Genomic DNA, 24,603 nt, shown 5'->3' with positions numbered 1-24,603 from the left:
CGGTCACTGCATGGTGAGGGCGGCGACCACGGCGTCCGAGAGCTGCCGCCGGACCGCCGTGATCTTGTTGTTCTCGCGCGTCGGGTTCACGCGATTCGACAGCAGGATGACGAACAGGTTGCGCGCCGGATCGATGTAGTACGACGTGCCGGTGAAGCCGGTGTGCCCGAACGCGCTCGGCGTCGCGACGTGCCCGGCCCACGCGCTGCTCGGCCCCGTGAAGCGCATGCCCGGCAGCTCCGGCTTCTGCCACCCGAGGCCCCGGTTCGAGTACGTGGAGTCGACGTAGCCCGTGAAGCGCGTCACCGTCGATTCGGCGAACACGCGCACGCCGTCGAGCTGCCCCTTGTTGAGGTACATGCGGGCGAACCGGGCGAGGTCGTGGCCGGTGGAGAACAATCCGGCGTGACCGGCGACGCCGTTCATGCGCCACGCGCGCTCGTCGTGCACGATGCCGCGCACCTGGCCGCCCCGGAACGCCTGCGTCTCCGTCGGCGCGATGCGCGCCATGAGCGACGGATCCGGGCGGAAGAACGTCTCGTTCATGCCGAGCGGGCGGTACACGTGGTTCACGACGTACTGGTCGAGCGTCTCGCCGCTGACCTTCTCGACGATGAAGCCGAGGAACACGAACCCGATGTCGCTGTACGTCATGTGCTGCCCCGGCAGCGAGTCGAGCGGAACGGCGAGGAACAGCTTCCGCGTGCTGTCGGCGTCGATGTCCATCGGGAAGGCCTTGAACGGCGGCAGCCCCGAGGAGTGGGTGATGAGGTGCCGCAGCGTGACGCGGTCCCTGTTCGGCCCACCGCTCCACTCCGGCAGATACTTCGTCACCGGGTCGTCGAGCGAGATGCGCCCCTGCTCGACGAGCTGCATGATGGCGCTCGTCGTCGCCGTCACCTTCGTGAGCGACGCCAGGTCCCACAGCGTGCGCTCGTCGGGGCGCGGCGCGTCGGCCTTCCAGTCGATGCGTCCGGCGCCGTACTCGAACAGCACGCCGCCCGCGTTGCCGATGACGGCAAACGCGCCCGGGAACGCGCTGTCGGCGACCGCCGCGTCGAGCACGCGCCGCACCGTGTCGGCGAGCCGGCGGAGCGCCGCCGCCGGCGGCGCGGGCACGGCGCTCGTCGACGTGACCGTGGTGGTCGTGACCGTCGTCGTCGACGCGGCCGCAGGCGGCGAGGGGACGTCGCGCGGGATCTCGCGGGGGCTGCGGGCACACGCCGCGCCTAACGGCGCGATCGCGCAGGCCGCGCGCAGCACGCAGCCACGCAGCGTCATCATGGTGTCGCCCCCCGCTGGATGCCGTCGCCGCGCGCGAAGAAGCCCGGCAGCGTGATCGGCGCGCGGCCGGTGATTGGGGCACGGCCGACGATGGCGCGCGCCGAGGCCCGCTCGAGCGCGTCGCCGCGCCCGTAGTTCACGAGGTACGTGCCGACGTGCGGGAACTGGCGGATCACGTACGGGTTGCCGCCGGCGACGACGATCAGCTTTCCGGTCGACGCGAGGCCGTCGATCCAGCTCGCGACGTGCGCGGGGATCGCCAGGCGACCGTTCCCCTCGAACGTGCGCGTGTAGGTCATCACGACGATGCGGTCGGCCTGGCGCGCCAGGGCACCGATGGAGTCGAGCGACGCCGGCGCGTTGCGCGCGGTGACGTGGAAGTCGCGCACCTGTCGTCCCGTGGCGCGCAGCTCGGCGACGAGCGAGGTGCCGGTGACCGGCTCGTTCTCGGGCGCGTACACGATGGCCGCGATCGATCCGGTGCCTGCGGCCGGCACGAGGTTGGCCGAGTCGCGCAGCAGCGTGATCGCGCGGCGCGCGATGTCGTACGACGTGGCCCAGTGCTGCGGCGCGCCGACGACCTGGCGCAGCGAGTCGAGCGACACGATCGGCCGCGCCACCGCGCCGGTGCGCACCTTCAGCGCGAGCAGCCGCCGCAGCGACGCGTCGATCCGCTCGCGCGGGATCTCGCCGCGCTCCACACGCCCCACGATCGCGTCGAGCATCTTCGGCACGTTCGTCGGCATCAGCAGCACGTCGTCGCCTGCCTCCACGGCGAGCGGTCCGCTGCGGTCGATCGTGTAGCCCTTGCCGATCCCCTCCATCGTCATCGCGTCGGTGAACGTGATGCCGCGGAAGTTCAGCGTGTCGCGCAGGAGCCCCGTCATGACGTGCGGCGAGAGCGTCGCCGGCGTGCTGTCGCGCTCCACGGCGGGCAGCGCGATGTGCGCGGTCATGATGCCGGCGATGCCCGCCTGGATCGCCGCGCGGAACGGCACCAGCTCCACCGCGTCGAGGCGCGCGCGGTCGGAGCGCACGACGGGAAGCGCCGTGTGCGAGTCGGTGTCGGTGTCGCCGTGTCCGGGGAAGTGCTTCGCGACGGCGGCCACGCCCTCGCCCTGCACGCCGCGGATGAACGCCACCGACAGCTTCGCGACGCGGTCGGGATCCTCGCCGAACGAGCGGACGTTGATGACCGGGTTCCCGGGGTTGTTGTTCACGTCCACGACGGGCGCGAACGCGACGTGGATGCCGACGGCGCGCGACTCGCGCCCGGTGATGCGGCCCGCCGCCTCCGCGTCGGCCTCCGCGCCCCCGGCGCCGATCGCCATGTTCGTCGGCAGCACGGTCGCGCTGCCGGCGCTCCACAGCTGCGGCGTGAACACGCCGCCCTCGAGCCGGCCAAGCCCGGGCTCGACGTCGGAGGAGACGAGCAGCGGGATGTGCGCGGGCAGCCGCAGCGCCATCGCCTGCATCGCGTTCACCTTCGCCGCGACCTCGAGCGGGGAGCCGAGCGACATCACGACGCCGCCGACGTGGTCCTCCTCGATCCACCGCCGGACCTGCACGAAGCTGGAGTCGCTCGCGTTCGTGTAGTCGCCGAGCACCCACACCGTGACCAGCTGCGCGACGCGGTCGCGGAGCGACAGCGAGGCGAGCGTGCCGTCCACCCACGCCTGCTCGCGCGCCGTGAGCGGGCGGTTGACGTCGAGCGGTCCGGCGGGAAGGGCGCCCACGGTGGGCGACGGAGCGGGTGCGGGAGAGGCAGTCGCGCAGGCGCCGGCCAGCACGGCACCGCCGACGATCGTGGCGCGGCGGGCGAGCGAGCGGGATCGAGAGTGTGGAGCGCGCATGTCGGTCCAAGTTACCCGGCGGTCCAGCGCGCTGGAATTCCCTCTGAAATTCGCTGCGTACCGAACCGTGCATGGCTCTTGCACCTCCGAAAGAGCCGAACGCTCGACCACGATCACTCCTGAGGACGGGATGCGACTGCTGCTTCGACTGGCGACCATCGCAGTGACTCTGACGGCCCCCGCCGCGTGTGCGCGGCAGGTGGAGGTGCGCACCGGCGAGTCGCCGGCTCCCGCGACGTCGATCCAGTTCACGAACGGGCTCGCCCAGGCGGTGAACGTGTACGTGCGGCCGAACAGCGGCGGCGGCGAGATCTTCGTGCGCCAGGTGGCCGCGAACACGACCGAGACGGTGCCGGTGCGGGGCGTGAATCCCGGGTCGACCGTGACGCTCCGCGCGGCGCCGGTGGACGGCACGGTGAGCTACACGCGGGAGAACATCGTCCTCGGCGCGGGCTACGTGTGGCGGGTGCCGTGAGCGCGACGCGGGGCCCGTCCATTGCGGTTGATCCCCCCCAGCGCCCCGCATAGCTTTCCGGGCCGGAGCGGCTTCGCTCCGGCCCTTCGAACATCGCTCCCGAGCCCATCCCGAGGCGGAGGGCGGGGACGGGGCCGCCGCATCATCCCCCCGACTCCCCGACATGCAGCGACTGTGGCTCGCGATTCAACGAGGGTACCTCAGAATCATTGAGCCCTTCGCCGGGTGGCTGGTGAAGGTCGGCGTCGGCCCGAACACCATCACCACCGTCGGCACGCTGACCTACATCGTGGGCGGCGGGCTGTACGCGTCCGGGCACATCATGACGGCGGGCTGGTGGCTCGGCCTGACGGCGATGTTCGACGTGCTGGACGGCAAGGTCGCCCGCGCCTCGGGGCGCACGACCGTCTTCGGGGCGTTCTACGACTCGACGCTCGACCGCGTGGCCGACGGCGCGGTGCTCGGAGGGCTGGCCGTCTTCTTCGCCCGGAACGACGTGCTGCACGGCGTGCCGCACTGGGCGGGGACCCCGATGGTCGCCCTCACCATCCTCGGCATCATCGGCACGTTCCTCACCTCCTACACCCGGGCCCGCGCCGAAGCGCTCGGCATCGACGCCAAGGTCGGCATGATGCAGCGCCCCGAGCGGGTGACGCTGCTGTCCGCACCGCAGGCGTTCTTCGGCCTCGCGCTCGGCGGCTGGGTGCTCATGCTCATCGTGGCCGTCCTGTCGGTCACGGCCTGGATCACCGCCGTACAGCGGATCGTCTACGTGCACCGCGTGACGCAGCCGATCGACCATCCGGAAGGACCGGTCGACGGCGCCGAGGTGCCGCCGGCGCTCGCGGAGGCGCGGCGGGGACCCGGGCTGCCTTCCTGACTTGGAGAGTTCTTTCGTGACGGGTTCCCCCGACAAGAAGTCCGAGGTCCGCCCGGCGACGGGCAAGCTCGGCATCCTGACGCCCGGCCTCGGTGCCGTGGCGACGACGTTCATGGCCGGCGTGGAGAGCGTCCGCCGCGGCCTCTCGAAGCCCATCGGCTCGCTGACGCAGATGGCGACGATCCGCCTCGGGAAGCGCACCGAGAATCGGTCGCCGCTCATCAAGGACTTCGTCCCGCTCGCGGACCTGCAGGACATCGTGTTCGGCGCGTGGGACCCGATCCCCGACGACGCGTACACCGCGGCGAAGAAGGCCGGCGTGCTCGAGGACCGCGACCTGGAGCCGATCAAGGACTTCCTCTCGGCCATCAAGCCGATGCCGGCGGCGTTCGAGAACCACTTCGTCACGCGCATCCACGGCACGAACGTCAAGAAGGGCAAGAACAAGCGCGACATCGCCGAGCAGATCCGCGCCGACATCCGCCGCTTCAAGGAGGAGAACGGCCTCGATCGCGTCGTGATCGTGTGGTGTGCGTCGACCGAGATCTACATCAAGCCCGGTCCGCAGCACGCGACCATCGAGGCGTTCGAGAAGGCGATGGAGGCGAACGACGACCAGATCGCGCCGTCGATGCTGTACGCGTATGCGGCGATCATGGAGAACGTGCCGTTCTGCAACGGCGCGCCGAACCTCTCCGTCGACATCCCGGCGCTCGTGCAGTGCGCGATCGACCGCGGCGTGCCGATCTCGGGCAAGGACTTCAAGACGGGCCAGACGTGGATGAAGACCGTCATCGCGCCGGGCCTCAAGGCGCGCATGCTCGGCCTCGAGGGGTGGTACTCGACGAACATCCTCGGCAACCGCGACGGCGAGGTGCTCGACGACCCCGCGTCGTTCAAGACGAAGGAGGAGTCGAAGCTGTCGGTGCTGCACACCATCCTGCAGCCGGACAAGTACCCGGACCTGTACGACGGCTTCAGCCACGTGGTGCGGATCAACTACTATCCGCCGCGCGGCGACAACAAGGAAGGCTGGGACAACATCGACATCGTCGGGTGGATGGGCTACCCGATGCAGATCAAGGTCAACTTCCTGTGTCGCGACTCGATCCTCGCGGCGCCCATCGTGCTCGACCTCGCGCTGTTCAGCGACTTCGCGCACCGCGCGGGCATGAAGGGGATCCAGGAGTGGCTGTCGTTCTACTACAAGAGCCCCATGACGGCGCCGGGGCTGCAGCCGGAGCACGACCTGTTCATCCAGCAGACGAAGCTGAAGAACACGCTCCGCCACCTCATGGGCGAGGAGCAGATCACGCACCTCGGTCTGGAGTACTACGCGTCATGACGAACCGGCTCCCGCGCGGCGGGCGGACGCTCGCCGCCACGATCCTGGGCGGTGCGCTGCTCGCCGCGTGCGGGGCCGCGCCGCGGGCGGACATCACGCTCCGCTCCGACCACTTCGAGTTCCGCGTCAGCAGCGATCCGTCGCCGCCGCGCGCGCGCGAGCCGATCATCTACACGGTGACGGTGCTCGACCGGAACACGCGCCAGCTCGTCGACAACGGCGAGGGGCAGATCTACGCCACGAGCATCGACCGCGTGAACAAGTACGACTCGTTCACGCCGGGGCGCGAGGCGGGCACGTACACCGCGCGGTTGAGCTACACCACCGCGGGCGACTGGGCGCTCGGCATGCGCTTCCGCCCCGACTCCACGAAGCCGCTGGAGAAGGTGGAGTGGACGCAGACGGTGCGCGCCGAGCGGCCCATCAGCGAGCGCCCCGCGCACTGACCGCACTGACCACCCGCGAGCCGGCAGCGACCGGCTCGCGGTTTCGCACGCAGGCACCCATGCGCCTCTTTCATCGTACGTCCGTCGCCCCCGCGACCGTCATCGCGGAAGCCGACCGGTTCTTTCCCGCGTTAGGCCTCACGGCCCAGGCCCGCGACGACCGCGCGCGCACGTTCACCGGGCAGCTCGGCACCATGACGCTCCGCGTGCGCATGGAGGGCGGGCACTACACGTTCGTCGAGGTCGACACCGACCAGATCGGCGAGAGCCGTCTGGACAAGAACGTGAAGAAGTTCTTCGTCGCGCTGCATCGCATGGCCGACCCCACGCACGCGCCGACGGCCGGATACTGATGCCACGCACGCAGAGACGGGACTCGGGACTCGGGACTCGGGACTCAGGAGTCCGCAGCCCCGAGTCCCGAGTCCCGGGTCCCGAGTCCCGGCCGTCGGATGCGCTCACCCGCGACCAGAAGCTCGACCTGTACTACTGGATGCGCCTCACGCGCACGCTCGAGGAGCGGCTCGTCGCGTTGTACCGGCAGACGAAGGTGGTGGGCGGCCTGTTCCGATCGCTCGGCCAGGAGGCCGACGCCGTCGGCAGCACGTTCGCGCTCGAGCGCCGCGACATCATGTCGCCGCTCATCCGCAACCTCGGCTCCATGCTCGTGAAGGGCGCCACGCCGGTCGAGGTGCTGAAGCAGTACATGGCGAAGGGCGACTCGCCGACGCGCGGCCGTGAGCTGAACATCCACTTCGGCGACCTCGATCGCGGCTTCATCGGCCAGATCTCGCCGTTGGGCGACATGGTCCCCGTGATGGCCGGCGTCACGCTGACGTTCAAGCAGCGCGGCGAGGATCGCGTGGGGCTCGTCTACGTCGGCGACGGCGCGACCAGCACGGGCGCGTTTCACGAGGGCATCAACTTCGCCGCCGTGCAGCGCTGCCCGCTCGTCGTCGTCGTCGAGAACAACGGCTACGCGTACTCCACGCCGACGGCGAAGCAGACGCTCGCGCGGCAGTTCGTCGACAAGGCGCCGGGCTACGGCATCGCCGCCGAGCAGGCGGACGGCAACGACGTGCTCGCGGTGTACGACGTCACGAAGCGCGCCGTCGATCGCGCGCGTCGCGGCGAGGGCGTGACGCTCGTCGAGCTGATGACGTACCGCCGCAAGGGACACGCGGAGCACGACAACCAGAGCTACGTGCCCGCCGGCGAGATCGAGCGGTGGGCCGCCGAGAACGATCCCGTCGACCGCTACCTGAACGTGCTCACGTCGGAGCTCGGCTTCGCGAGCGACGAGCTCACCGCCGTCGACGAGCGCGTGCGCCGCGAGGTGGACGAGGCGACCGAGATCGCGGAGACCTCCGGCTTCCCCGAGCCGCTCGACGCGCTCGTCGGCATCTACGCCGAGCCGCCGGCGGAGCGGCCGCTCTGGTTCCGCGAGGGCGTGCGGAGCGCCGTCGAGACGAACGAGCGCGCGGAAGGGTGGGGCACCTACGCCTCGCAGATCTCGCAGGAGGACGCGTGACGACGGAGATCACGTACCTCGACGCGATCCGCGAGGCGCTCGTCGAGGAGATGGAGCGCGACCCGAACGTGTTCCTCATGGGCGAGGACATCGGCGCGTACGGCGGCGCGTTCAAGGTCACCGACGGCCTGCTCGCGCGCTTCGGCGAGCAGCGCGTGATCGACACGCCGATCTCGGAGATCGGCATCGTCGGCGCGGCGGCCGGCGCGGCGCACATGGGTATGCGTCCCGTCGTCGAGATGCAGTTCATCGACTTCGTCGCGAACGCGTACGACATCCTCACGAACTACGTCGCGACGGCGCGCTATCGCGCGTTCCTGCCGTGCCCGATGGTCGTGCGCGGCCCGAGCGGCGGCTACGTGCGCGGCGGCCCGTTCCACTCGCAGAACCCCGAGGCCGGCTTCGTCCACACGCCGGGGCTCAGGGTCGTGTATCCGTCGACGGCCGCCGACGCGAAGGGGCTGATGAAGGCGGCGATTCGCGACGAGGACTGCGTGCTGTTCTTCGAGCACAAGTACCTGTACCGCCGCATCAAGGGCACGATGCCCGAGGGTGACCACGTCGTCCCGATCGGCAAGGCCCGCGTCGCGCGCGAGGGCACCGATCTGTCCATCGTCACGTACGCCGCGACCGTGTACAAGGCGCTCGAGGCGGCCGAGCAGCTCCAGAAGGAGGACGGGCTGTCGGTGGAGGTGCTCGACCTGCGCACGCTCGCGCCGCTCGACGACGAGGCGATCTTCGCCACGGTGCGCAAGACGAACCGCGTGCTCGTGCTGCACGAGGACACGCGCACCGGCGGCATCGCGGGCGAGATCACGGCCCGCATCAACGAGTCGTGCTTCGAGTGGCTCGACGCGCCGGTGCTGCGCGTGACGGCGCACGACGTGCCACTGCCGTACGCGCCCGCGCTCGAGGACTTCGTGCTGCCGCAGACGGCCGACGTCGTGTTCGCCGCGCGTCGGCTCGCGGCGTACTGATGGGCGCTTCCCCGCAGCCGGAGCGGCAGGGCGGTCCGCCGAAGACCGCGATCGGGTGCTTCATGGTGCCGATCGGCGCCGTCAGCGGCTCGATGATCGCCGTGCTGCTGTCGAAGATCGTGGCGTACTTCACGAAGGCGCCCACGTGCCCGGACATCCCGACGTGCGACTGGCACGTCTACGCGGGAATCGGCGCGCTGCTCGGCGCCCTCACGCTTCCGATGCTCGTCCTGCGGCGCCTGAGCCAGCCGGCGCCCGACATCAACAACGACCGAGGTTAGTCCCGTGGCGCGTGTAGACGTCATCATGCCGCAGATGGGCGAGTCCATCGCCGAGGGCACGCTCTCGCGCTGGCTCAAGAAGATCGGCGACGAGGTGAAGCGCGACGAGCCGATCTTCGAGATCTCGACCGACAAGGTCGATGCGGAGATCCCCGCGCCGTCGGCCGGCGTGCTCGCCGAGATCACCGTCACCGAGGGGCAGACCGTCGCCGTCGGCACCGTCGTGGCGCGGCTGGAGACGGAGAAGGGCGCGCTGGTGGCGGGCGGTGCTCCGGCAGCGGCACCCGCTCCGCCGCCGCCCGCACCGGTGGCGTCCGCGTCGTCTCCCGCCGCGGCCTCGGCCGATGCGGGTGCCGGTGGGCCGTCCGCGTGGAGCGGCGCGTCGTCCGCGCCGGGCGGCAACGGCGCGTCGTTCGAGGAGCGGGTGAAGACGAAGAGCTCCCCGCTCGTGCGCAAGATCGCCGCGGAGCACGGCATCGAGCTCACCGGCCTGCACGGCTCCGGCGTCGCCGGCCGCGTCACGAAGCGTGACATCCTCGAGATCATCGAGGGCGGCGTCACCGTCGCGCGGCCGACCGGGCCGGCGCCTAACGTTCCGGCCGGCGCCGGCGCCAGCCTCGGTGGCGGCGTCCAGGCGCCGACCGTCGAGTCGATGCCCGGCGACATCGTCGAGCCGATGAGCCGCATCCGCCAGCTCACGGCGGAGCACATGACGCTCTCCCGCCGCTGGAACGCGCACGTCACGAGCTTCTTCGAGATCGACCTCACGCGCATCGCGCGCATCCGCGCCGCGAAGCGCGCGGAGTTCGAGCGCGCGACCGGCGAGAAGCTCACGTACCTGCCGTTCATCATCAAGGCGGTCGTCGACGGGCTGAAGGCGTTCCCCGTGCTGAACGCGGCGGTGAGCGGCAACAACGTCGTCTACCGCAAGCAGTACAACGTCGGCATCGCCGTCGCGCTCGACTGGGGGCTCATCGTCCCCGTCATCAAGAACGCCGACGACCTCTCGCTCACCGGCCTCACGCGGCAGCTGAACGATCTCGCGGGGCGCGCGCGGTCGAAGAAGCTGCAGCCGCAGGACGTGCAGGGCGCGACGTTCACCATCACGAACCCGGGCGTGTTCGGCTCGCTCATGGGTACGCCGATCATCCCGGTGCCGACGTCCGGCATCCTCGGCGTCGGCGCGATCGAGAAGCGGCCGAAGGTGATCACTGGGCCGGACGGCGAGGACACGATCGCCATTCGCACGTGCTCGTACTTCTCGATCTCGTTCGACCACCGCATCGTCGACGGCGCCGACGCGGATCGGTTCATGGCGTTCGTGAAGAAGGAGCTCGAGAGCTTCCCGGACACGGGCCTCTGATCGGCGCATGGCACACGCGCTCGCCGTCCGCCGGCTCACCGTGTCGTCCGACGAGCGCGACGCCTACCTCGCGCGCCTTGCCGAGCGGCGCGCGAGCGCGACGGCGTGCGGCGTACATTTCTGGGCGTTCGAGCGCGACGACGTGACCGGAGAGTTCCTCGAGTTCGTCGAGACGCGCGACCGGGCGTCGCTCACGACCGCGCTCGACCAGGACGCGCTGTTCACCGAGACGCTCGACTTTCGCCTCGCCCCGACGCGCGCGGAGACCGCCGCGTTCGACACGTACCTCGAGATCGTGACGCCTCCACCATCGCACACCTGAGATGCCGACCCGCACCCTCACCCTCGACGGCACGACCTGGCGCGTGTTCCCGTCGGGCTTCACGACGATCATGAACATGGACGAGTTCGGGCTCATCTTCGTCGCCGGCGAGGGCGAGGACCGCGTCGTGCGCGTCACCCGCTACTCGCCCGTCGGCACGCGGTCGCGCGAGCAGTCGCTGTTCGAGCTGAGCGACGCGCAACTCATGGAGCTGCTGCGCTACTCGCAGCCGAGCGACACGTCGCCCGAGGCAGGGTACCGCGGCTCCGTGCTGCCTGGCGGCGGCGCCGGCACGCGCCCGTGAGCGACGGCCAGCACGTCGACCTGCACCTGCACTCGACGGCCTCCGACGGCGCGCTCGCGCCCGAAGCCGTCGTGGACGCGGCGCGCGCGGCAGGGCTCGCGGCGATCGCGCTCACCGACCACGACACGGTCGGCGGCGTCGACGCCGCGATCCGCGCCGGCCAGTCGCTCGGCGTGCGCGTCATCGCGGGAGTCGAGCTGAGTGCGCACGACGGGGCGATGGAGGTCCACCTGCTCGGCCTCCACATCGCGCGCGTCGATCTCATGGCGAGCGCGCTCGCGCGGTTCCGCGACGACCGCGTCACGCGCGCCGAGCAGATCGTCGCGAAGCTGAACGCGATCGGCGTCCCGCTCACGGTGGACGCCGTGCTCGCCGAGTCGGGCGGCGGCGCCGTGGGGCGGCCGCACGTCGCGCGCGCACTCGTGAAGGGCGGCTTCGTCGCCGACGAGCGCGAGGCGTTCTACCGCTATCTCGCGACGGGCAAGAAGGCGTACGTCGACAAGCCGCGCCTCGAGGTCGCCGATGCCGTGCGCCTGGTCCACGAAGCGGGGGGCATCGTGGTGTGGGCGCACCCGGGCAGCGAGGGACGACGCGAGCGCGTCGAGCGGTTCGTCGCCGCGGGCATCGATGGGCTCGAGGTTCGCCACCCGAGCCACAACGCCGACGACATCGATCGACTCACCGCGCTCGCCGACTTCTTCCGCCTCGTGCCGAGCGGCGGCTCCGACTGGCACGGCCAGCCCGGCGCGCGCGCGATCGGCATGATGAACGTGCCGGCCGAGTGGCTGGCCGTGCAGGAGCGGCGCGCCGAGTCGCGCCGGGCTGCCTAACGATGGATCTCCGCGGCCGCGTCGCGATCGTCACCGGCGCCGGTCGGCGCGTGGGGCGCGCGCTCGCCCTCGCGCTCGGCGCGCGCGGGATGCGCGTCGCCGTGCACTACAACGGCTCGCGCGGCGGCGCCGACGAGACGTGCCGCATGATCCGCGAGAGCGGCTCGGAGGCCGAGCCGTTCCAGGCGGACCTCTCCGATGGCGCGGCGCCGGCGCGGCTCGTCGACGACGTCGTGCACCGCTTCGGCGCGCTCGACGTGCTCGTGAACTCGGCCGCGGTCATGGAGCGCACGCCGTTCGGCGAGGTGACGCCGGAGCAGTGGGACGCGATGTTCGCGTTGAACCTGCGCGCCCCGTTCTTCGTCGCGCAGGCCGCCGCGCGCGCGATGGCGGAGCGCGGCGGGGCGATCGTGAACATCGCCGATCTCGCGGCGTTCGAGACGTGGCCCGCGTACGTGCCGCACGGCATCACGAAGTCCGGGATCGTGCACATGACGCGCTCGCTCGCCCGCGTGCTGGCGCCGCGCATCCGCGTGAACGGCATCGCGCCCGGCACCGTGCTGCTCCCCGACGATTGGGACGGCGACTCGGCCGAGCACCTGCGCGCCACGACACCGCTGCAGCGTCAGGGCAGTCCCGCCGACGTCGCCGGCGCGATGCTCTATCTGCTCGACGCGGACTACGTGACCGGCGAGACGATCATCGTCGACGGCGGCCGACACGTCCGGCGCTGAGCCCGATATCTTCCAGGTCGTACCCTTGCCGCCAACGGATATGGCCGCTTCCAACGTCGAGAAAGTCGTCATCATCGGCTCCGGCCCCGCCGCGTGGACTGCGGCGGTGTACGCGGCCCGCGCGAGCCTCAATCCCGTCGTGTACGAGGGCGAGGTCATGGGCATCGAGGTGCCCGGCGGGCAGCTCATGCTGACGACCGAGATCGAGAACTTCCCGGGGTTCCCCGAGCCGATCAGCGGCCAGGAGCTCATGCAGCGCATGAAAGAGCAGGCGGAGCGCTACGGCACCCGTGTCGTCGGCGAGCGCATCGTCGAGGTTGACCTCGTCTCCGAGCCGAAGCGGCTGACGTCGAGCGGCGGAACGCAGCTGCTCGCGCACACCGTGATCGTCGCGACGGGCGCGTCGGCGAACTGGCTCGGCCTGCCGAACGAGCTGCGCCTCGCGCAGAGCGGCGGCGGCGTGTCGGCGTGCGCGGTGTGCGACGGTGCGCTGCCGTTCTTCCGCAACCGCGTCCTCGCCGTCGTCGGCGGTGGCGACACGGCCATGGAGGAGGCGATGTACCTCACGAAGTTCGCGAGCGAGGTGCTCATCGTCCATCGGCGCGACGCGTTCCGCGCGTCGAAGGCGATGCAGCAGCGCGTGCTCGGCCACGCGAAGACTCGGGTGCTGTGGAACACGCGCGTCGTCGACGTCATCGGCGACGACGCGATCACCGGGCTGCGCGTGGAGGATACCGCGAGCGGCGCGCAGCGCGACATCGAGGTGGGCGGTCTGTTCGTCGCCATCGGGCACACGCCGAACACGGCGTTCCTGAAGGGACAGGTGGAGACCACGCCGCACGGCTACGTCGTCACCGCGCCGGGGCGCACGGCGACGTCGGTGCCCGGCGTGTTCGCGGCCGGCGACGTGGCCGACGACTACTACCGCCAGGCGATCACGTCGGCCGGCACCGGGTGCATGGCGGCGCTGGAGGCGGAGCGCTACCTCGCGCACCATGGCATCGGTGAGTCGCCGGTGCTCGAGACCGCGGAGACCGCGCCGCCGGAAACGGTGGAGGCATGAGCGCGCCGGGTGACAATCAGCTCGACGCGGTGGCGGCCGCGCCGCGCGTCTCGCACACCACCGTCGGCGTGTTCGAGGAGAACTGCTATCTCGTCGTCGATCCGGCGACCGACGCCGCGATCGTCGTCGATCCGGGTGCGGAAGGCGGGCGCATCGTGCGCATGGTGCGCGACTCGGGCGCGCGCCTCGAGGCGATATGGCTCACCCACGCGCATCTCGACCACATCGGCGCCATTGCCGACGTGAAGCGCGAGTGGGACGTGCCGGTGTATCTGCACCCGGACGACCTGCCCGTGTTCGACTACGCGCCGCGCGCCGCGCAGATGTACTGGCTGCCGTGGACCGAGCAGCCGCGCCCGGAGCGCGAGCTCGCGGACGGCATGGAGCTCACGCTCGGCACGCTGCGCTTCACGGTCATGCACACGCCCGGACACGCGCCGGGCCACGTCGTCTTCCACGGCCACGGTGTGGTGCTCGGCGGCGATCTGCTGTTCGCCGGCTCCATCGGCCGCACCGATTTGCCGCTCAGCGATCCGCGCGCGATGTCCCGGTCGCTCGCGCGCATCGCCACGCTGCCCGAGGACGCGGTGGTGTACCCGGGACACGGCCCCGCGACGACGATCGGCGACGAGGTCGCGACGAACCCGTTCCTCAACGGCGGCGCGCGGGTGCTCGGCGGATGATCGCGGTGCCTAACATCCGGCTCGTCTCCGCGGCGTCGCTGCTCGCGCTGTGGGTCGGCGCGGCGGCGCTCGTCGCGGCGGTCGTCGCGCCCGCGGCGTTCGCCGTGCTGCCCACCCGAGCGCTTGCCGGTGCGCTCGTCGGCCGTGTGCTGCCGACCGTGTTCGTCGCCGGCATCGTCGTCGGTCTCGGGGCGGCGCTGCTCGCGTGGGGCGGCGGCCCGTTCGCCCGCGCACGGATCGCCCTGCCGCTCGTCGCGGCCGGTGCGTGCCTGGTCGCGCAGTTCGTCATCACACCGCGCATCCACCGCCTGCGCGCGGAGATCGGACCGAGCATCGAGGCGCTCGCCGCCACCGACCCGCGCCGCGTGCAGTTCGGTCGCCTGCACGGGATCAGCGTGGCATGGATGGGCGCCGGCATGCTCGCCGCCGGCGTCGCCCTCGTGCTCACCGTGCTCGCCGCCCGCAAGGTGTCGTCGTGAGCGCAGCGAACGATCTGTTCTTGGAAGAGCAACGGCAAGCCTAACGCCTAACGCCCATGTCCGCCCAATTCCGCACCGAAAAGGACCCCCTCGGCGAGCTCCAGGTCCCCGCCGACGCGCTCTACGGCGTGCAGACGCTTCGCGCCCGCCAGAACTTCCCGATCAGCGGGCTCAAGCCGCTGTGGCCCTTCGTGCAGGCGCAGGTGTGGATCAAGAAGGCCGCGGCGATGACGCACAAGGAGACCGGCCGCCTCGAGGCGAGGGTCGCCGACGCCATCGTGAGTGCCGCCGACGAGGTGCTCGCGCGCCGGCACGACGAGCACTTCGTCGTCGACCCGTACCAGGCCGGTGCCGGCACGTCGCACAACATGAACGTGAACGAGGTGCTGGCGAACCGCGCGAACGAGCTGCTGGGCGGCAAGCGCGGCGAGTACAAGCCGGTGCATCCGAACGACCACGTCAACATGGCGCAGTCGACGAACGACACGATCCCCACGAACATCCGGCTCGCCGCGCTGTCGCAGCTGCCGGCGCTGCAGCGTGCGTTCGAGGGGCTGCGCGACGCGCTCGCCGAGAAGGGACGCCAGTTCGACCACATCGTGAAGGCCGGTCGCACGCACCTGCAGGACGCGATGCCGATTCGGTTGGGCCAGGAGTTCACCGCGTACGCGGGCTCCATCGACCGCGCGCTCCGCCGCGCCACGCAGGCCGCCGACTATCTGCGCGACCTCGGGATCGGCGGCAGCGCCGTCGGGACCGGCGTGACGGTGGAGGCGGAGTATCCCGCGCTCATGAACCGGTACCTGAAGGAGATCACGGGGCTCGACGTGCGCGTCGGCGAGGACCGCATCCAGCTCATGCAGAGCATGGGTGACGCCGCGGCGTTCAGCGCCACGCTGCGCGGGCTCGCGATCGATCTGAGCAAGATCGTGAGCGACCTGCGGCTCATGGTGATGGGGCCGCGCACCGGCATCGACGAGATCAAGCTCCCGGCCGTGCAGCCGGGCAGCTCCATCATGCCGGGGAAGATCAATCCGTCGATCCCCGAGATGGTGAATCAGGTCTGCTTCCAGGTCATGGGGTGCGACACGACGGTCGCCATCGCGAGCGAGCACGGGCAGCTCGAGCTGAACGTCATGATGCCCGTCATCGCGCACAACATCCTGCTGTCGATGCAGATCCTCACAAGCGCGGCGACCGTGCTCACCGACAAGACGGTGAAGGGGATCGAGGCGAACGAGCCGATGCTCGCGTACTGGGTGGAGCGTTCGGCGGCACTCGCGACCGCGCTCATGCCGCACATCGGCTATGCGAAGGCGGCCGAGATCAGCAAGCAGTCGGTGAAGGAGGGAATCCTGATCCGCGACATGGTGAAGCGCGACAAGGTCCTCCCCGACGAGCAGATCGACGAGGTGCTCGACCTCCGGAAGATGACCGAGATCGGCGTGCCCGGCGGCGCGCACGGTATGGTCGCCGGCGGCTGAAGCCGATAGCTTCCACGCGTGCGAATCACGACCTGGGCCGAGTACGGCCTCATCTGCGCGTTGCACCTCGCGAAGCGGGTCGCCGAGGGGCCGGTCACCGGCCGCGACGTGGCGGAGAAGGAGCGGCTGCCGACCGACTACGTCGAGCAGATCCTGCTCCGGCTCCGCCGCGCTGGGATCGTGCGGAGCACGCGCGGCGCGCGTGGCGGCTACGTGCTCGATCGGCCGGCGGAGCAGATCACCGTCCGACAGATCATCCACGCCTCGGAGCTCGCGACGTTCGAGCTCCACTGCGTGACGCATCCGGTGAACGAGGAGCGCTGCTCCACGTCGCACAGCTGCAGCATCCGCCCCGTGTGGCAGATGCTGCAGCGCCGGATCGACGATGTGCTCGACAGCGTCTGCCTGTCCGACCTGCTGCACGAGGAGGGCGCCGTGCGTGAGCGTGTCGGGCTCGGCCGGCGGAGCGCGATCCCGCCGCTGGTGCCGGACGCCGAGCCCCGCCGCGGTCTTCCGGTCCTTCAGGCGTAGCCCGCGCCCGTGCGACTCTTCGGCGACTGGCAGGCGGAGCGCGACCGTCGCCGCCGCGCCGCGGGGTACGTCCGCGCGCTGCACGCCGAGCCGCTCGACGACGAGGTGGCCTGGCTCGCGGGCGCTGCCGCCGGCGGCGACGCCGACCACGCGCGATGGGAGTGGCGCTACGCGCGCCGCGCGCTCGGCCTGCTCGTCGCGCAGCGCAACGCGCTCGATGACCGCACGCCGTCGCTCATCGCGCAGGAGCTGAGCGAGGCGTTCACCCGCGACCCGTACATCGCCGTCGGAGCGCTCACGCTCGCCGAGCGGCAGTTCAACGAGCGGCTCGCCGCGTACCGGGATGCGCTCGCGTCGCGCTCCGGCGAGCCGACCGGCACCCGCGTCGCGCGGATCCTGCTCGCGTTCACCGGACAGGTGCGCCCGAAGCCCGAGGTGCTCGCGCACGCCGCGACGGTGCTCACGCGGTACTTGGCCGAGGTCGGCTCCGCGCTCGAGCACGCATTCGGCACGCCGTCGCTCCCCGAGGACGTGCCGCCGTCGGCCGTCGGCGGCGCACCCTGACGGGACCGGCGAGCGCGAAAACGGGGCGGCTGCGATGGCAGCCGCCCCGTGTGTTTTCACAGTGCTCGGGGGGGGACTTGAACCCCCACGTCGTCGCCGACACAGGCTTCTGAGACCTGCGTGTCTACCAGTTCCACCACCCGAGCTCCAGCGCCTAACTGACGGCGCGAGAACGAGAAAGCTAGAGGACGGGTGTGGTGAAGTCAACGCCGCGGCAGACGTCGCCTCACGCTGCCGCACGTCGCCGGGCGCGAGTAAGTTGCGCGCATGATGGCCAGGTCCGGAGCGTCCGGCGACAAGTCCGACAACGACGGCGTGATCGCCCGGAACAAGCGGGCCCGCCACGACTACCACATCCTCGACACCTTCGAGGCGGGGCTCGTGCTGACCGGCACCGAGGTCAAGGCGCTGCGCCAGGGCAAGGCGACGCTCACCGACGCCTACGGGCACGTCCGTGAGGGCGAGGCGTTCCTCCTCAACCTGCACATCGGGCAGTACGAGCAGGGCAACGTCTTCAACCACGAGCCGACGCGCACCCGCAAGCTGCTGCTCCACCGGCGCGAGATTCGACGCCTCATCGGCTCGGTCGAGCGGGAGGGGCTGACGCTCGTGCCACTCGACCTGCACTTCAAGGATGGACGCGTGAAGGTCTCGATCGCCCTCGCGAAGGGAAAGAAGCTGCACGACAAGCGCGAGGACATCCGCCGCCGCGACGACGAGCGCGAGATGGCGCGGGCGGTGCGGGCGCGGTGATCGCGCCACTCCTCGCGCTCCTGCTGGCCGGCGCGGCGCAGCCGACGACGCCGCCGCGCCCGATCGTCGTCCGGCCCGCGCCGGGAGTCGAGCGCTCCCTGCCGGTGGAGGCGCGCGGTCCGTCCGCCGACCGCTTCGTCCGCGCCGACCGCCTCGCCCAGGCGCTCGGCGGCACCGTCGGGCCGGCGGAGGACGCCCCCGAGCTCGTCCGGCTGCGCGTCGCTGGGCTCACGGTCGATCTGGCACCCGAAGCGCCGTTCGCCCGCGTCGAGGGCGAGGTCGTGCCCCTGTCGACGGCGCCCGTGCGCGACGGCGAGCGGGTCTGGATCCCGCTGCAGCTCGTCACCGACGTGCTGCCGCGGGCCGGCCACGGCCTGCTGTACGACGAGGAGCATCGAGAGCTGCGCACGTTCACCGCCGTGGCGACCGCGCCGGAGCCGACGCCGAAGCCGCAGCGGCAGGCCCCGACGCCGGTGACGAAGGCGCCGGAGAGTGCACCCGTCCCGGCGCCCGCCGCCGCGAAGCCGATGCCGGAGCCGGCCCCGACGACGCGCACCGCGCCGCCGCGCCGCGCCCGCGGCACGCACGTCGTCGTCGTCGACGCGGGGCACGGCGGGCCGGACTCCGGCATGCACGGTTCCGGCGTCGACGAGAAGGACGTGACCCTCGGGATCGCCCGGCAGCTCGACGCGGCGCTCCGATCGCGCGGGGTCGGCGTCGTCATGACGCGCGCGCGCGACACGCTCATCGCCCTCGCCGACCGCGGTCGGATCGCGAACCAGCAGCACGGGGAGCTGTTCCTCTCCATCCACGTCAACGCGGCGAACCCGTCGTGGAAGAACGCGGCCGCGTATCGCGGGTTCGAGACCTACTTCCTCGCCGACGCGAAGAGCGAGGACGCCCGCCAGGTCGCCTCGCGCGAGAACGAGTCGGTGCGCTTCGAGACGGCCGCCTCGTCGACCGGCCAGGACCCGCTCGGCTTCATCCTCAGCGACATGGCGCAGAACGAGCACCAGCGCGAGTCGAGCCGGCTGGCGACGCTCGTGCAGCGCTACCTGACGAAGGTGCACCCCGGACCGAGCCACGGGGTGAAGCAGGCCGGCTTCAAGGTGCTCATCTGGGCGTCGATGCCCGCCGTGCTCGTGGAGGTCGGCTTCGGCACGAACGCCGACGACGCCGCGTTCATCGCGAGCGCCCGGGGGCAGCGCGCTCTCGCGAGCGCGATCGCCGACGCGACGGTCGAGTACCTGTCGCGCGCGGAGCGCACCGGCGCCGGCGACGGCGGCACTCGATGACGACTGTCGCCGCCCCGCCGTCGAACACGGCCGTCGAGCCGGTCGGGCCGCTCGGCGTTGTGGCCGCAGGGCTGGCGTTCCGCAACCCGCTGCTGCTCGCCTCCGGCACCGCCGGCTACGGGCACGAGCTGCACCGCGTGATGAACCTCGACGCGCTCGGCGGGCTCGTGACGAAGGCGGTGAGCGTGGAGCCGCGGGGCGGGGCGCCGGCGCCGCGCGTCGGCGAGTTCCCCGGCGGGATGATCAACGCCGTCGGGCTCGCGAACCCGGGGATGGAGGCCGTCGCCCGCGACCACCTGCCGTGGCTCGCCCGGCACCTGGCGGCGCGGGGCACTCGCGTGCTCGTGAACGTCGTCGGCTTCGCGGTCGACGAGTTCCCGCGCGTCGTCGAGCGGCTGGACGGCGAGGCGGGCGTGGACGGATTCGAGCTGAACGTGAGCTGCCCGAACACCAAGTGCGGCGGGATGGAGTTCGGCGCCGACCCCGCGTCGCTCCGTGCGGTGGTGGAGGGCGCGCGTGCGGCGACGCGTCGCCCGCTGTTCGTGAAGCTGTCGCCGACGCTCCCCGACATCGTCGGCAGCGCGCGCATCGCGGCCGACGCCGGCGCCGACGGGCTCACGCTCGTGAACACGCTTCCCGGGCTCGTGATCGACGTCGAGCGGCGGCGCCCGGTGCTCGGCTTCGGCTCCGGCGGCATGAGCGGCGCCGGATTGCTGCCGGCCGGGGTGCTCGCGGCTTGGAAGGTCTCCCGCGCCGTCGACCTTCCGATCGTCGGCCTGGGCGGCGTGCGGAGCGCGACGGACGCGCTGCAGTATCTCCTGGCCGGTGCGACGCTGGTGGGGGTGGGTACGGCGGCGATGCAGAATCCGCGGCTGCCGGAGCAGGTCGCGCGCGATCTCGCGCGCTGGTGCGGGCGGCACGGCGTGACGCGACTCTCGGACATCATCGGCTCCCTGGAATGGCCAAGCTGAGCACCCCGATCCCGATCGTCGCGCTGGACGTGCCGACCGCCGCCGACGCCCTCTCGCTCGTGGACCGGCTCGGCGATGGATGCCGTTTCTACAAGGTGGGGCTCGAGCTGTTCGTCGCGGCGGGCCCGGAAGTCGTTCGCACGTTGCGACTTGCTGGGGTCGATGTCTTCCTCGATCTGAAGCTGCACGACATCCCGAACACGGTCGCCGGCGCGGTGCGGAGCGCCGCCCGGCTCGACGTGCGTCTGCTCACCGTGCACACGGCCGGAGGCGCGGCGATGCTCTCCGCCGCCGCGCAGGCCGCGGCGGGAACGGGCTGCGACGTGCTCGGGGTCACCGTGCTCACCTCCATGGAAGCGCCGGAGGGCGAGGTGCTCCGGCTCGCGGCGCTCGCCGCGGAGGCGGGGCTGCACGGCGTCGTGTGCAGCGGACGCGAGGCCGCGGCGGTGCGGTCGCGGTACGGGACCGGACTCGCGACGCTGGTGCCGGGGATCCGACCGGGCGGCGTCGGCTCGCACGATCAGGCGCGGGTCGTCACGCCGGCACAGGCGGCGGAGGCCGGGGCCACGTACGTCGTGCTCGGCCGTGCCGTGACGCAGGCGGCGGACCCGGTGCGGGCGCTGGCGGGCATCGCGGCGGAGCTGCGGGACGCGAAAGCGCCGGGGCTGGCGGACTTGCGTGCAGGGCGTAAACCCGCTTAATTCCGAGTCTTGGCCGGAATTCCCCTCGCCAGACTGGAGCGCACTGTGAAAGTCCGCAGCAGCGTGAAGCCGATCTGCGAGCACTGCAAGGTCGTCAAGCGCGACGGCGTGACTCGCATCATCTGCAAGCGCAACCCCAAGCACAAGCAGCGTCAGGGCTGATATGGCTCGCATCGCAGGCGTCGATCTCCCGCGCGACAAAAAGGTCGAGATCGGGCTCACCTACATCTTCGGGATCGGGCGCTCCACGGCGCAGAAGATCCTTGGCGCGTCGGGCGTGAAGCCCGAGCAGCGTGTGCGCGACCTGAGCGACGCCGACGTCGCTCGTCTTCGCGCCGAAATCGAGCGCACCTACAAGGTCGAAGGTGCGCTGCGGACCGAGGTCGCCATGAACATCAAGCGGCTCATGGACATCGGTTCGTACCGTGGCATCCGCCACCGCCGTGGCCTTCCCGTGCGCGGGCAGCGGACGCACACGAACGCGCGCACGAAGAAGGGGCCGCGCCGCGCGATCGCGGGCAAGAAGAAGGTGACCAAGTAACATGGCTACTGCGAAGAAGACCAAGAAGATCGTCGAGGCGGAGGGCGTCGCGCACATCAGCGCGACGTTCAACAACACGACGATCACCATCACCGACAGCCGCGGGAACGCGCTGTCGTGGGGTTCGGCCGGCAAGGCGGGGTTCAAGGGCTCCAAGAAGTCCACGCCCTTCGCTGCGACGGTCGCCTCCGAGCAGTGCGCCAAGGAGGCCATGACGCTCGGCGTGCGCCGCGTGCACGTGCGCGTGCAGGGTCCCGGCTCGGGTCGTGAGAGCGCGATCCAGGCGCTCGCCGCCGCCGGTCTCACCGTGAAGTCGATCAAGGACGTGACGCCGATCCCGCACAATGGTTGCCGGCCGCCGAAGCGGCGGAGGGTCTGACGATGGCTCGCTACACGGGTCCGAGCTGCCGCCAGTGCCGCCGCGAGGGGACCAAGCTGTTTCTCAAGGGCACCAAGTGCTTCACGGAGAAGTGCCCCGTCGAGCGTCGTCCGTACGCGCCGGGTCAGCACGGCCAGAACACCGCGCGCCGTCGTAAGACGAGCGAGTACGCCAAGCAGCTGCGCGAGAAGCAGAAGATCAAGCGCATCTACGGCGTCAGCGAGCGGCAGTTCCGCAACACGTTCGAGAAGGTCAGCACGCTGCCCGGCATCACGGGCCACAACCTGCTGGCCGCGCTCGAGAGCCGCCTCGACAACATGGTGTACCGCATGGGCTTCGCCGCCAGCCGCAAGGCCGCGCGTCAGCTCATCCGCCATCGCCACGTCGAGGTGAAGGGCAAGACGGTCGACGTCCCGAGCTACCAGGTGAAGCCGGGCGAGGAGCTCCGCGTCCGCATGAAGTCGCGCGAGATGGTCGCCGTGCAGGCCGCGATGGATCAGTCGGCCCGCGGCGCGCCGCTCGCCTGGATCGCGGTCGACAAGGAGTCGTTCTCCGGCCGCATGCTCGAGCGCCCGCAGCGGCCGAGCATCCCGATCGCCGCGCAGGAGCAGCTGGTCGTCGAGCTCTACTCGAAGTAACAAGCCGAGCGTGGAGCGTGGAGCGGAGAGCGTTGAGGAACTCACTCGGCGCTCAACGCTCCACGCTCCACGCTGGGGATACGGGTCGGGACCTTCACTCCCGTACGGGCCTGCCGCGCGTGAAGGGCGGGGCAGGGCGTCGCCCGAAAGGGCGTGACCAATGAGGACTGACTAACGCAATGGCTACCACGATCGATCTCCGCGGGCTCGTCCGGCCGCAGCTCGTCGAAGCGACGAAGCGCGAGGACAACCTGAACGTCGCCGAGTTCCGCCTGCAGCCGCTCGAGCGCGGCTTCGGGCACACGCTCGGCAACTCCATGCGCCGCCTGCTGCTGTCGTCGCTCCGCGGCGCGGCGGTGTGGGGCTTCCGCATCGACGGCGTCGTCCACGAGCACCAGACGATTCCGGGCGTCGTGGAGGACGTGCACCAGATCATCGGCAATCTGAAGACGCTCACGCTGACGCTCGACGACGACGTCGAGACGGCGGTGCTGCGCATCCAGAAGACCGAGGCGGGTCCGATCACCGCCGGCGACATCCAGGGCGCCAGCGGCGTGCGCATCGTCGACGCCGCGCACCACCTCCTCACGCTCCAGGAGGACCGCGAGCTCAACATCGAGCTCTACGTGAACAAGGGGCGCGGCTACGTCGAGAGCGACCAGCATCCGGTCGATCGCGGCCTGCCGGTCGATCTCGTCCGCGTGGACTCGATCTACAACCCGGTGCGCCGCGCGAACTTCGCGGTGGCCGAGACGCGCGTCGGGCAGCGCACGGACTACGATCGGCTCACGCTGACCGTGGAGACGAACGGCACGATCACGCCGGAAGAGGCGGTGAGCTACGCCGCGGCGCTCGCGCAGACGCACTTCCAGTACTTCGCCGGCTTCGGCTCGCACGCCGCGGCCAGCGTGGCGGCGGGCGGCGACGGCAACGGCGCCGACGCGCTGCGGATGGGTGACCTGCTCCGCACGTCGATCGACGATCTCGAGCTCTCGGTGCGCAGCGTCAACTCGCTCAAGAACTCGAACATCCGCACGCTCGGCGATCTGGTGCGTCAGACGGAGAACCAGATCCTGCAGGTCAAGAACTTCGGCAAGAAGTCCCTCCAGGAGATCGCCGATCTCCTCGAGCGCGAGGGGCTGAACTTTGGCATGCGCTACGAGGAAGCGGGCGACGGCGGAGTGCGGATCACCGATTGGGGCACCGCACCGAGCCGCGCCGCCGCGAACGCGCCAGAAGACGACGACGAGGAGTAAACCATGCGTCACCGCAAGGCCGGGCGGCAGCTGCGCCGCACGAGCGAGCAGCGTCTCGCGCTGCTCCGCAACCTGGCGTCCTCGCTCATCGAGCAGGGCGCGATCGAGACGACCGAGGCGAAGGCCAAGGAGCTGCGCCCGTTCGTCGAGAAGCTGATCACCAAGGCGAAGTCGGGCACGCTGCACGCGCGCCGGCTCGCCGGGCGTCACGTGCAGAAGCGCGAGACGGCCGACAAGCTGTTCCGCGAGGTCGGGCCGAAGTTCGCCACGCGCCCGGGCGGCTACACGCGCATCCTGAAGCTGGGGCACCGCCGGGGCGACGGCGCGGACATGGCCCGCATCGAGCTCGTCGAGCGCTGAGGAGAAGCATCATGGCCATCAACCGGAGCCGCTGCTACGTCTGCGAGAAGGGCGTTGCGTACGGCAACAACGTCTCGCACGCGAACAACCGCACCCGCCGCACCTGGAAGCCGAACCTCCAGGTCGCGCGCATCGAGGCGGACGGCAAGATCATCAAGGTCAAGGTCTGCACGGGCTGCCTGAGCGCGGGGAAGGTGAAGCGCGCCCCGCGCGGCGGCGCCGTCACGGTGTGAACCGTCGCGCGGTGACCGGACGACCCTCGTCGTTGTTGAGGAAGGGA

The 24,603-nt window shown here is 71.0% G+C and carries 32 protein-coding genes and 1 tRNA gene; 30 read left to right on the top strand and 3 right to left on the bottom strand.

Annotated features, from left to right (window positions below; translation table 11 throughout):
- Window positions 1-3 precede the first annotated feature (3 nt).
- Together J421_RS18160 and J421_RS18155 are read right to left on the bottom strand one after the other, a co-directional pair.
- The gene (locus J421_RS18160) at window positions 4-1,284 is read right to left on the bottom strand and encodes a serine hydrolase domain-containing protein (RefSeq protein WP_148306381.1); all 1,281 of its coding nucleotides are present in this window, start codon (window positions 1,282-1,284) and stop codon (window positions 4-6) included.
- Window positions 1,281-3,020, bottom strand: a complete 1,740-nt coding sequence (locus J421_RS18155) for a glycoside hydrolase family 3 protein (protein WP_025412598.1) — start codon at window positions 3,018-3,020, stop codon at window positions 1,281-1,283. Before J421_RS18155 ends, J421_RS18160 begins: the two co-directional genes overlap by 4 nt.
- Window positions 3,021-3,300: 280 nt before the next feature.
- Between J421_RS18155 and J421_RS18150 the strand changes: the two genes are divergently transcribed.
- The 19 genes from J421_RS18150 (at window position 3,301) to J421_RS18065 (ending at window position 17,429) form a co-directional block, all read left to right on the top strand.
- A complete protein-coding gene (locus J421_RS18150) occupies window positions 3,301-3,612 on the top strand; it encodes a hypothetical protein (protein ID WP_148306380.1) in 312 nt (103 codons plus the stop codon).
- 163 nt (window positions 3,613-3,775) lie between these two features.
- Window positions 3,776-4,492, top strand: coding sequence for a CDP-alcohol phosphatidyltransferase family protein (locus J421_RS18145; RefSeq protein ID WP_025412596.1), 717 nt, complete (start codon window positions 3,776-3,778; stop codon window positions 4,490-4,492).
- Window positions 4,493-4,508: 16 nt separating this feature from the next.
- On the top strand, window positions 4,509-5,837 hold the full coding sequence (locus J421_RS18140; protein WP_025412595.1) for an inositol-3-phosphate synthase: 1,329 nt from the start codon (window positions 4,509-4,511) through the stop codon (window positions 5,835-5,837).
- The gene (locus J421_RS18135; RefSeq protein ID WP_025412594.1) at window positions 5,834-6,283 is read left to right on the top strand and encodes a hypothetical protein; all 450 of its coding nucleotides are present in this window, start codon (window positions 5,834-5,836) and stop codon (window positions 6,281-6,283) included. Before J421_RS18140 ends, J421_RS18135 begins: the two co-directional genes overlap by 4 nt.
- Before the next feature lie 59 nt (window positions 6,284-6,342).
- Window positions 6,343-6,636 (top strand): hypothetical protein, encoded by a 294-nt coding sequence (locus tag J421_RS18130; protein WP_025412593.1) that lies wholly within the window; start codon window positions 6,343-6,345, stop codon window positions 6,634-6,636.
- The gene (locus J421_RS18125) at window positions 6,636-7,814 is read left to right on the top strand and encodes a thiamine pyrophosphate-dependent dehydrogenase E1 component subunit alpha (protein ID WP_025412592.1); all 1,179 of its coding nucleotides are present in this window, start codon (window positions 6,636-6,638) and stop codon (window positions 7,812-7,814) included. Before J421_RS18130 ends, J421_RS18125 begins: the two co-directional genes overlap by 1 nt.
- A complete protein-coding gene (locus J421_RS18120; protein ID WP_025412591.1) occupies window positions 7,811-8,791 on the top strand; it encodes an alpha-ketoacid dehydrogenase subunit beta in 981 nt (326 codons plus the stop codon). Before J421_RS18125 ends, J421_RS18120 begins: the two co-directional genes overlap by 4 nt.
- On the top strand, window positions 8,791-9,072 hold the full coding sequence (locus J421_RS18115; protein WP_025412590.1) for a hypothetical protein: 282 nt from the start codon (window positions 8,791-8,793) through the stop codon (window positions 9,070-9,072). The genes J421_RS18120 and J421_RS18115 overlap by 1 nt, the downstream gene beginning before the upstream one ends.
- Before the next feature lie 4 nt (window positions 9,073-9,076).
- Entirely contained in the window at window positions 9,077-10,435 is a 1,359-nt protein-coding gene (gene sucB, locus J421_RS18110; RefSeq protein ID WP_025412589.1) for a 2-oxoglutarate dehydrogenase, E2 component, dihydrolipoamide succinyltransferase, read from the top strand.
- A gap of 7 nt (window positions 10,436-10,442) precedes the next feature.
- Window positions 10,443-10,757: a hypothetical protein gene (locus J421_RS18105; RefSeq protein WP_025412588.1), complete on the top strand. Its 315-nt coding sequence runs from the start codon at window positions 10,443-10,445 to the stop codon at window positions 10,755-10,757.
- 1 nt (window position 10,758) lies between these two features.
- Window positions 10,759-11,061, top strand: coding sequence for a hypothetical protein (locus J421_RS32850; protein WP_025412587.1), 303 nt, complete (start codon window positions 10,759-10,761; stop codon window positions 11,059-11,061).
- The gene (locus tag J421_RS18100; protein ID WP_025412586.1) at window positions 11,058-11,891 is read left to right on the top strand and encodes a PHP domain-containing protein; all 834 of its coding nucleotides are present in this window, start codon (window positions 11,058-11,060) and stop codon (window positions 11,889-11,891) included. The genes J421_RS32850 and J421_RS18100 overlap by 4 nt, the downstream gene beginning before the upstream one ends.
- A complete protein-coding gene (locus J421_RS18095) occupies window positions 11,843-12,625 on the top strand; it encodes an SDR family oxidoreductase (RefSeq protein WP_148306379.1) in 783 nt (260 codons plus the stop codon). Before J421_RS18100 ends, J421_RS18095 begins: the two co-directional genes overlap by 49 nt.
- A gap of 40 nt (window positions 12,626-12,665) precedes the next feature.
- Window positions 12,666-13,688 (top strand): thioredoxin-disulfide reductase, encoded by a 1,023-nt coding sequence (trxB, locus tag J421_RS18090; protein WP_025412584.1) that lies wholly within the window; start codon window positions 12,666-12,668, stop codon window positions 13,686-13,688.
- Complete coding sequence (locus J421_RS18085; RefSeq protein WP_025412583.1) at window positions 13,685-14,371, top strand: MBL fold metallo-hydrolase; 687 nt, start codon at window positions 13,685-13,687, stop codon at window positions 14,369-14,371. Before trxB ends, J421_RS18085 begins: the two co-directional genes overlap by 4 nt.
- Before the next feature lie 5 nt (window positions 14,372-14,376).
- Window positions 14,377-14,850, top strand: a complete 474-nt coding sequence (locus J421_RS18080) for a DUF4149 domain-containing protein (protein WP_158508832.1) — start codon at window positions 14,377-14,379, stop codon at window positions 14,848-14,850.
- Between the two features lie 56 nt (window positions 14,851-14,906).
- Window positions 14,907-16,334: an aspartate ammonia-lyase gene (locus J421_RS18075; RefSeq protein WP_025412581.1), complete on the top strand. Its 1,428-nt coding sequence runs from the start codon at window positions 14,907-14,909 to the stop codon at window positions 16,332-16,334.
- Window positions 16,335-16,352: 18 nt separating this feature from the next.
- Window positions 16,353-16,865 (top strand): RrF2 family transcriptional regulator, encoded by a 513-nt coding sequence (locus tag J421_RS18070; RefSeq protein ID WP_025412580.1) that lies wholly within the window; start codon window positions 16,353-16,355, stop codon window positions 16,863-16,865.
- Window positions 16,866-16,874: 9 nt separating this feature from the next.
- The gene (locus tag J421_RS18065) at window positions 16,875-17,429 is read left to right on the top strand and encodes a hypothetical protein (protein ID WP_025412579.1); all 555 of its coding nucleotides are present in this window, start codon (window positions 16,875-16,877) and stop codon (window positions 17,427-17,429) included.
- Window positions 17,430-17,491: 62 nt separating this feature from the next.
- On the opposite strand, the gene J421_RS18060 is transcribed toward J421_RS18065, so the two are convergent.
- A tRNA-Leu gene (locus J421_RS18060) sits at window positions 17,492-17,575 on the bottom strand.
- Between the two features lie 124 nt (window positions 17,576-17,699).
- Here J421_RS18060 and smpB point away from each other — a divergent pair.
- From smpB to rpmB, 11 genes are all read left to right on the top strand, one after another.
- Window positions 17,700-18,182 (top strand): SsrA-binding protein SmpB, encoded by a 483-nt coding sequence (smpB, locus tag J421_RS18055; protein ID WP_104023162.1) that lies wholly within the window; start codon window positions 17,700-17,702, stop codon window positions 18,180-18,182.
- Entirely contained in the window at window positions 18,179-19,477 is a 1,299-nt protein-coding gene (locus J421_RS18050; protein WP_025412577.1) for an N-acetylmuramoyl-L-alanine amidase family protein, read from the top strand. The genes smpB and J421_RS18050 overlap by 4 nt, the downstream gene beginning before the upstream one ends.
- Window positions 19,474-20,448, top strand: a complete 975-nt coding sequence (locus J421_RS18045) for a dihydroorotate dehydrogenase (protein ID WP_025412576.1) — start codon at window positions 19,474-19,476, stop codon at window positions 20,446-20,448. Before J421_RS18050 ends, J421_RS18045 begins: the two co-directional genes overlap by 4 nt.
- Window positions 20,436-21,149, top strand: a complete 714-nt coding sequence (gene pyrF, locus J421_RS18040) for an orotidine-5'-phosphate decarboxylase (RefSeq protein WP_025412575.1) — start codon at window positions 20,436-20,438, stop codon at window positions 21,147-21,149. The genes J421_RS18045 and pyrF overlap by 13 nt, the downstream gene beginning before the upstream one ends.
- A gap of 45 nt (window positions 21,150-21,194) precedes the next feature.
- Window positions 21,195-21,311 carry a 50S ribosomal protein L36 gene (gene rpmJ, locus J421_RS18035; protein ID WP_025412574.1) on the top strand — a complete coding sequence of 39 codons (117 nt, stop codon included), beginning with the start codon at window positions 21,195-21,197 and terminating at the stop codon, window positions 21,309-21,311.
- 1 nt (window position 21,312) lies between these two features.
- A complete protein-coding gene (gene rpsM / locus J421_RS18030) occupies window positions 21,313-21,690 on the top strand; it encodes a 30S ribosomal protein S13 (RefSeq protein WP_025412573.1) in 378 nt (125 codons plus the stop codon).
- A gap of 1 nt (window position 21,691) precedes the next feature.
- Window positions 21,692-22,069: a 30S ribosomal protein S11 gene (gene rpsK / locus J421_RS18025; RefSeq protein ID WP_025412572.1), complete on the top strand. Its 378-nt coding sequence runs from the start codon at window positions 21,692-21,694 to the stop codon at window positions 22,067-22,069.
- Between the two features lie 2 nt (window positions 22,070-22,071).
- Window positions 22,072-22,707 carry a 30S ribosomal protein S4 gene (rpsD, locus tag J421_RS18020; RefSeq protein ID WP_025412571.1) on the top strand — a complete coding sequence of 212 codons (636 nt, stop codon included), beginning with the start codon at window positions 22,072-22,074 and terminating at the stop codon, window positions 22,705-22,707.
- A gap of 179 nt (window positions 22,708-22,886) precedes the next feature.
- Window positions 22,887-23,963 carry a DNA-directed RNA polymerase subunit alpha gene (locus J421_RS18015; protein WP_025412570.1) on the top strand — a complete coding sequence of 359 codons (1,077 nt, stop codon included), beginning with the start codon at window positions 22,887-22,889 and terminating at the stop codon, window positions 23,961-23,963.
- 3 nt (window positions 23,964-23,966) lie between these two features.
- On the top strand, window positions 23,967-24,323 hold the full coding sequence (rplQ, locus tag J421_RS18010) for a 50S ribosomal protein L17 (protein WP_025412569.1): 357 nt from the start codon (window positions 23,967-23,969) through the stop codon (window positions 24,321-24,323).
- Window positions 24,324-24,334: 11 nt separating this feature from the next.
- On the top strand, window positions 24,335-24,556 hold the full coding sequence (gene rpmB / locus J421_RS18005) for a 50S ribosomal protein L28 (protein WP_025412568.1): 222 nt from the start codon (window positions 24,335-24,337) through the stop codon (window positions 24,554-24,556).
- Window positions 24,557-24,603: the final 47 nt, after the last annotated feature.

This window comes from Gemmatirosa kalamazoonensis, assembly GCF_000522985.1.
Classification (GTDB): Bacteria; Gemmatimonadota; Gemmatimonadetes; order Gemmatimonadales; family Gemmatimonadaceae; genus Gemmatirosa; species Gemmatirosa kalamazoonensis.
This window is presented reverse-complemented; position numbering and strand designations above follow the sequence as displayed.

Bases quoted from the DNA above. Each gene is read 5' to 3' on its own strand.
- J421_RS18160 (WP_148306381.1), bottom strand. From the start codon at position 1,284: ATGATGACGCTGCGTGGCTGCGTGCTGCGCGCGGCCTGCGCGATCGCG.
- J421_RS18145 (WP_025412596.1), top strand. From the start codon at position 3,776: ATGCAGCGACTGTGGCTCGCGATTCAACGAGGGTACCTCAGAATCATT.
- J421_RS18135 (WP_025412594.1), top strand. From the start codon at position 5,834: ATGACGAACCGGCTCCCGCGCGGCGGGCGGACGCTCGCCGCCACGATC.
- J421_RS18130 (WP_025412593.1), top strand. From the start codon at position 6,343: ATGCGCCTCTTTCATCGTACGTCCGTCGCCCCCGCGACCGTCATCGCG.
- J421_RS18125 (WP_025412592.1), top strand. From the start codon at position 6,636: ATGCCACGCACGCAGAGACGGGACTCGGGACTCGGGACTCGGGACTCA.
- J421_RS18115 (WP_025412590.1), top strand. From the start codon at position 8,791: ATGGGCGCTTCCCCGCAGCCGGAGCGGCAGGGCGGTCCGCCGAAGACC.
- J421_RS18105 (WP_025412588.1), top strand. From the start codon at position 10,443: ATGGCACACGCGCTCGCCGTCCGCCGGCTCACCGTGTCGTCCGACGAG.
- J421_RS32850 (WP_025412587.1), top strand. From the start codon at position 10,759: ATGCCGACCCGCACCCTCACCCTCGACGGCACGACCTGGCGCGTGTTC.
- trxB (WP_025412584.1), top strand. From the start codon at position 12,666: ATGGCCGCTTCCAACGTCGAGAAAGTCGTCATCATCGGCTCCGGCCCC.
- J421_RS18085 (WP_025412583.1), top strand. From the start codon at position 13,685: ATGAGCGCGCCGGGTGACAATCAGCTCGACGCGGTGGCGGCCGCGCCG.
- J421_RS18075 (WP_025412581.1), top strand. From the start codon at position 14,907: ATGTCCGCCCAATTCCGCACCGAAAAGGACCCCCTCGGCGAGCTCCAG.
- smpB (WP_104023162.1), top strand. From the start codon at position 17,700: ATGGCCAGGTCCGGAGCGTCCGGCGACAAGTCCGACAACGACGGCGTG.
- J421_RS18045 (WP_025412576.1), top strand. From the start codon at position 19,474: ATGACGACTGTCGCCGCCCCGCCGTCGAACACGGCCGTCGAGCCGGTC.
- pyrF (WP_025412575.1), top strand. From the start codon at position 20,436: ATGGCCAAGCTGAGCACCCCGATCCCGATCGTCGCGCTGGACGTGCCG.
- rpsM (WP_025412573.1), top strand. From the start codon at position 21,313: ATGGCTCGCATCGCAGGCGTCGATCTCCCGCGCGACAAAAAGGTCGAG.
- rpsK (WP_025412572.1), top strand. From the start codon at position 21,692: ATGGCTACTGCGAAGAAGACCAAGAAGATCGTCGAGGCGGAGGGCGTC.
- rpsD (WP_025412571.1), top strand. From the start codon at position 22,072: ATGGCTCGCTACACGGGTCCGAGCTGCCGCCAGTGCCGCCGCGAGGGG.
- J421_RS18015 (WP_025412570.1), top strand. From the start codon at position 22,887: ATGGCTACCACGATCGATCTCCGCGGGCTCGTCCGGCCGCAGCTCGTC.
- rplQ (WP_025412569.1), top strand. From the start codon at position 23,967: ATGCGTCACCGCAAGGCCGGGCGGCAGCTGCGCCGCACGAGCGAGCAG.
- rpmB (WP_025412568.1), top strand. From the start codon at position 24,335: ATGGCCATCAACCGGAGCCGCTGCTACGTCTGCGAGAAGGGCGTTGCG.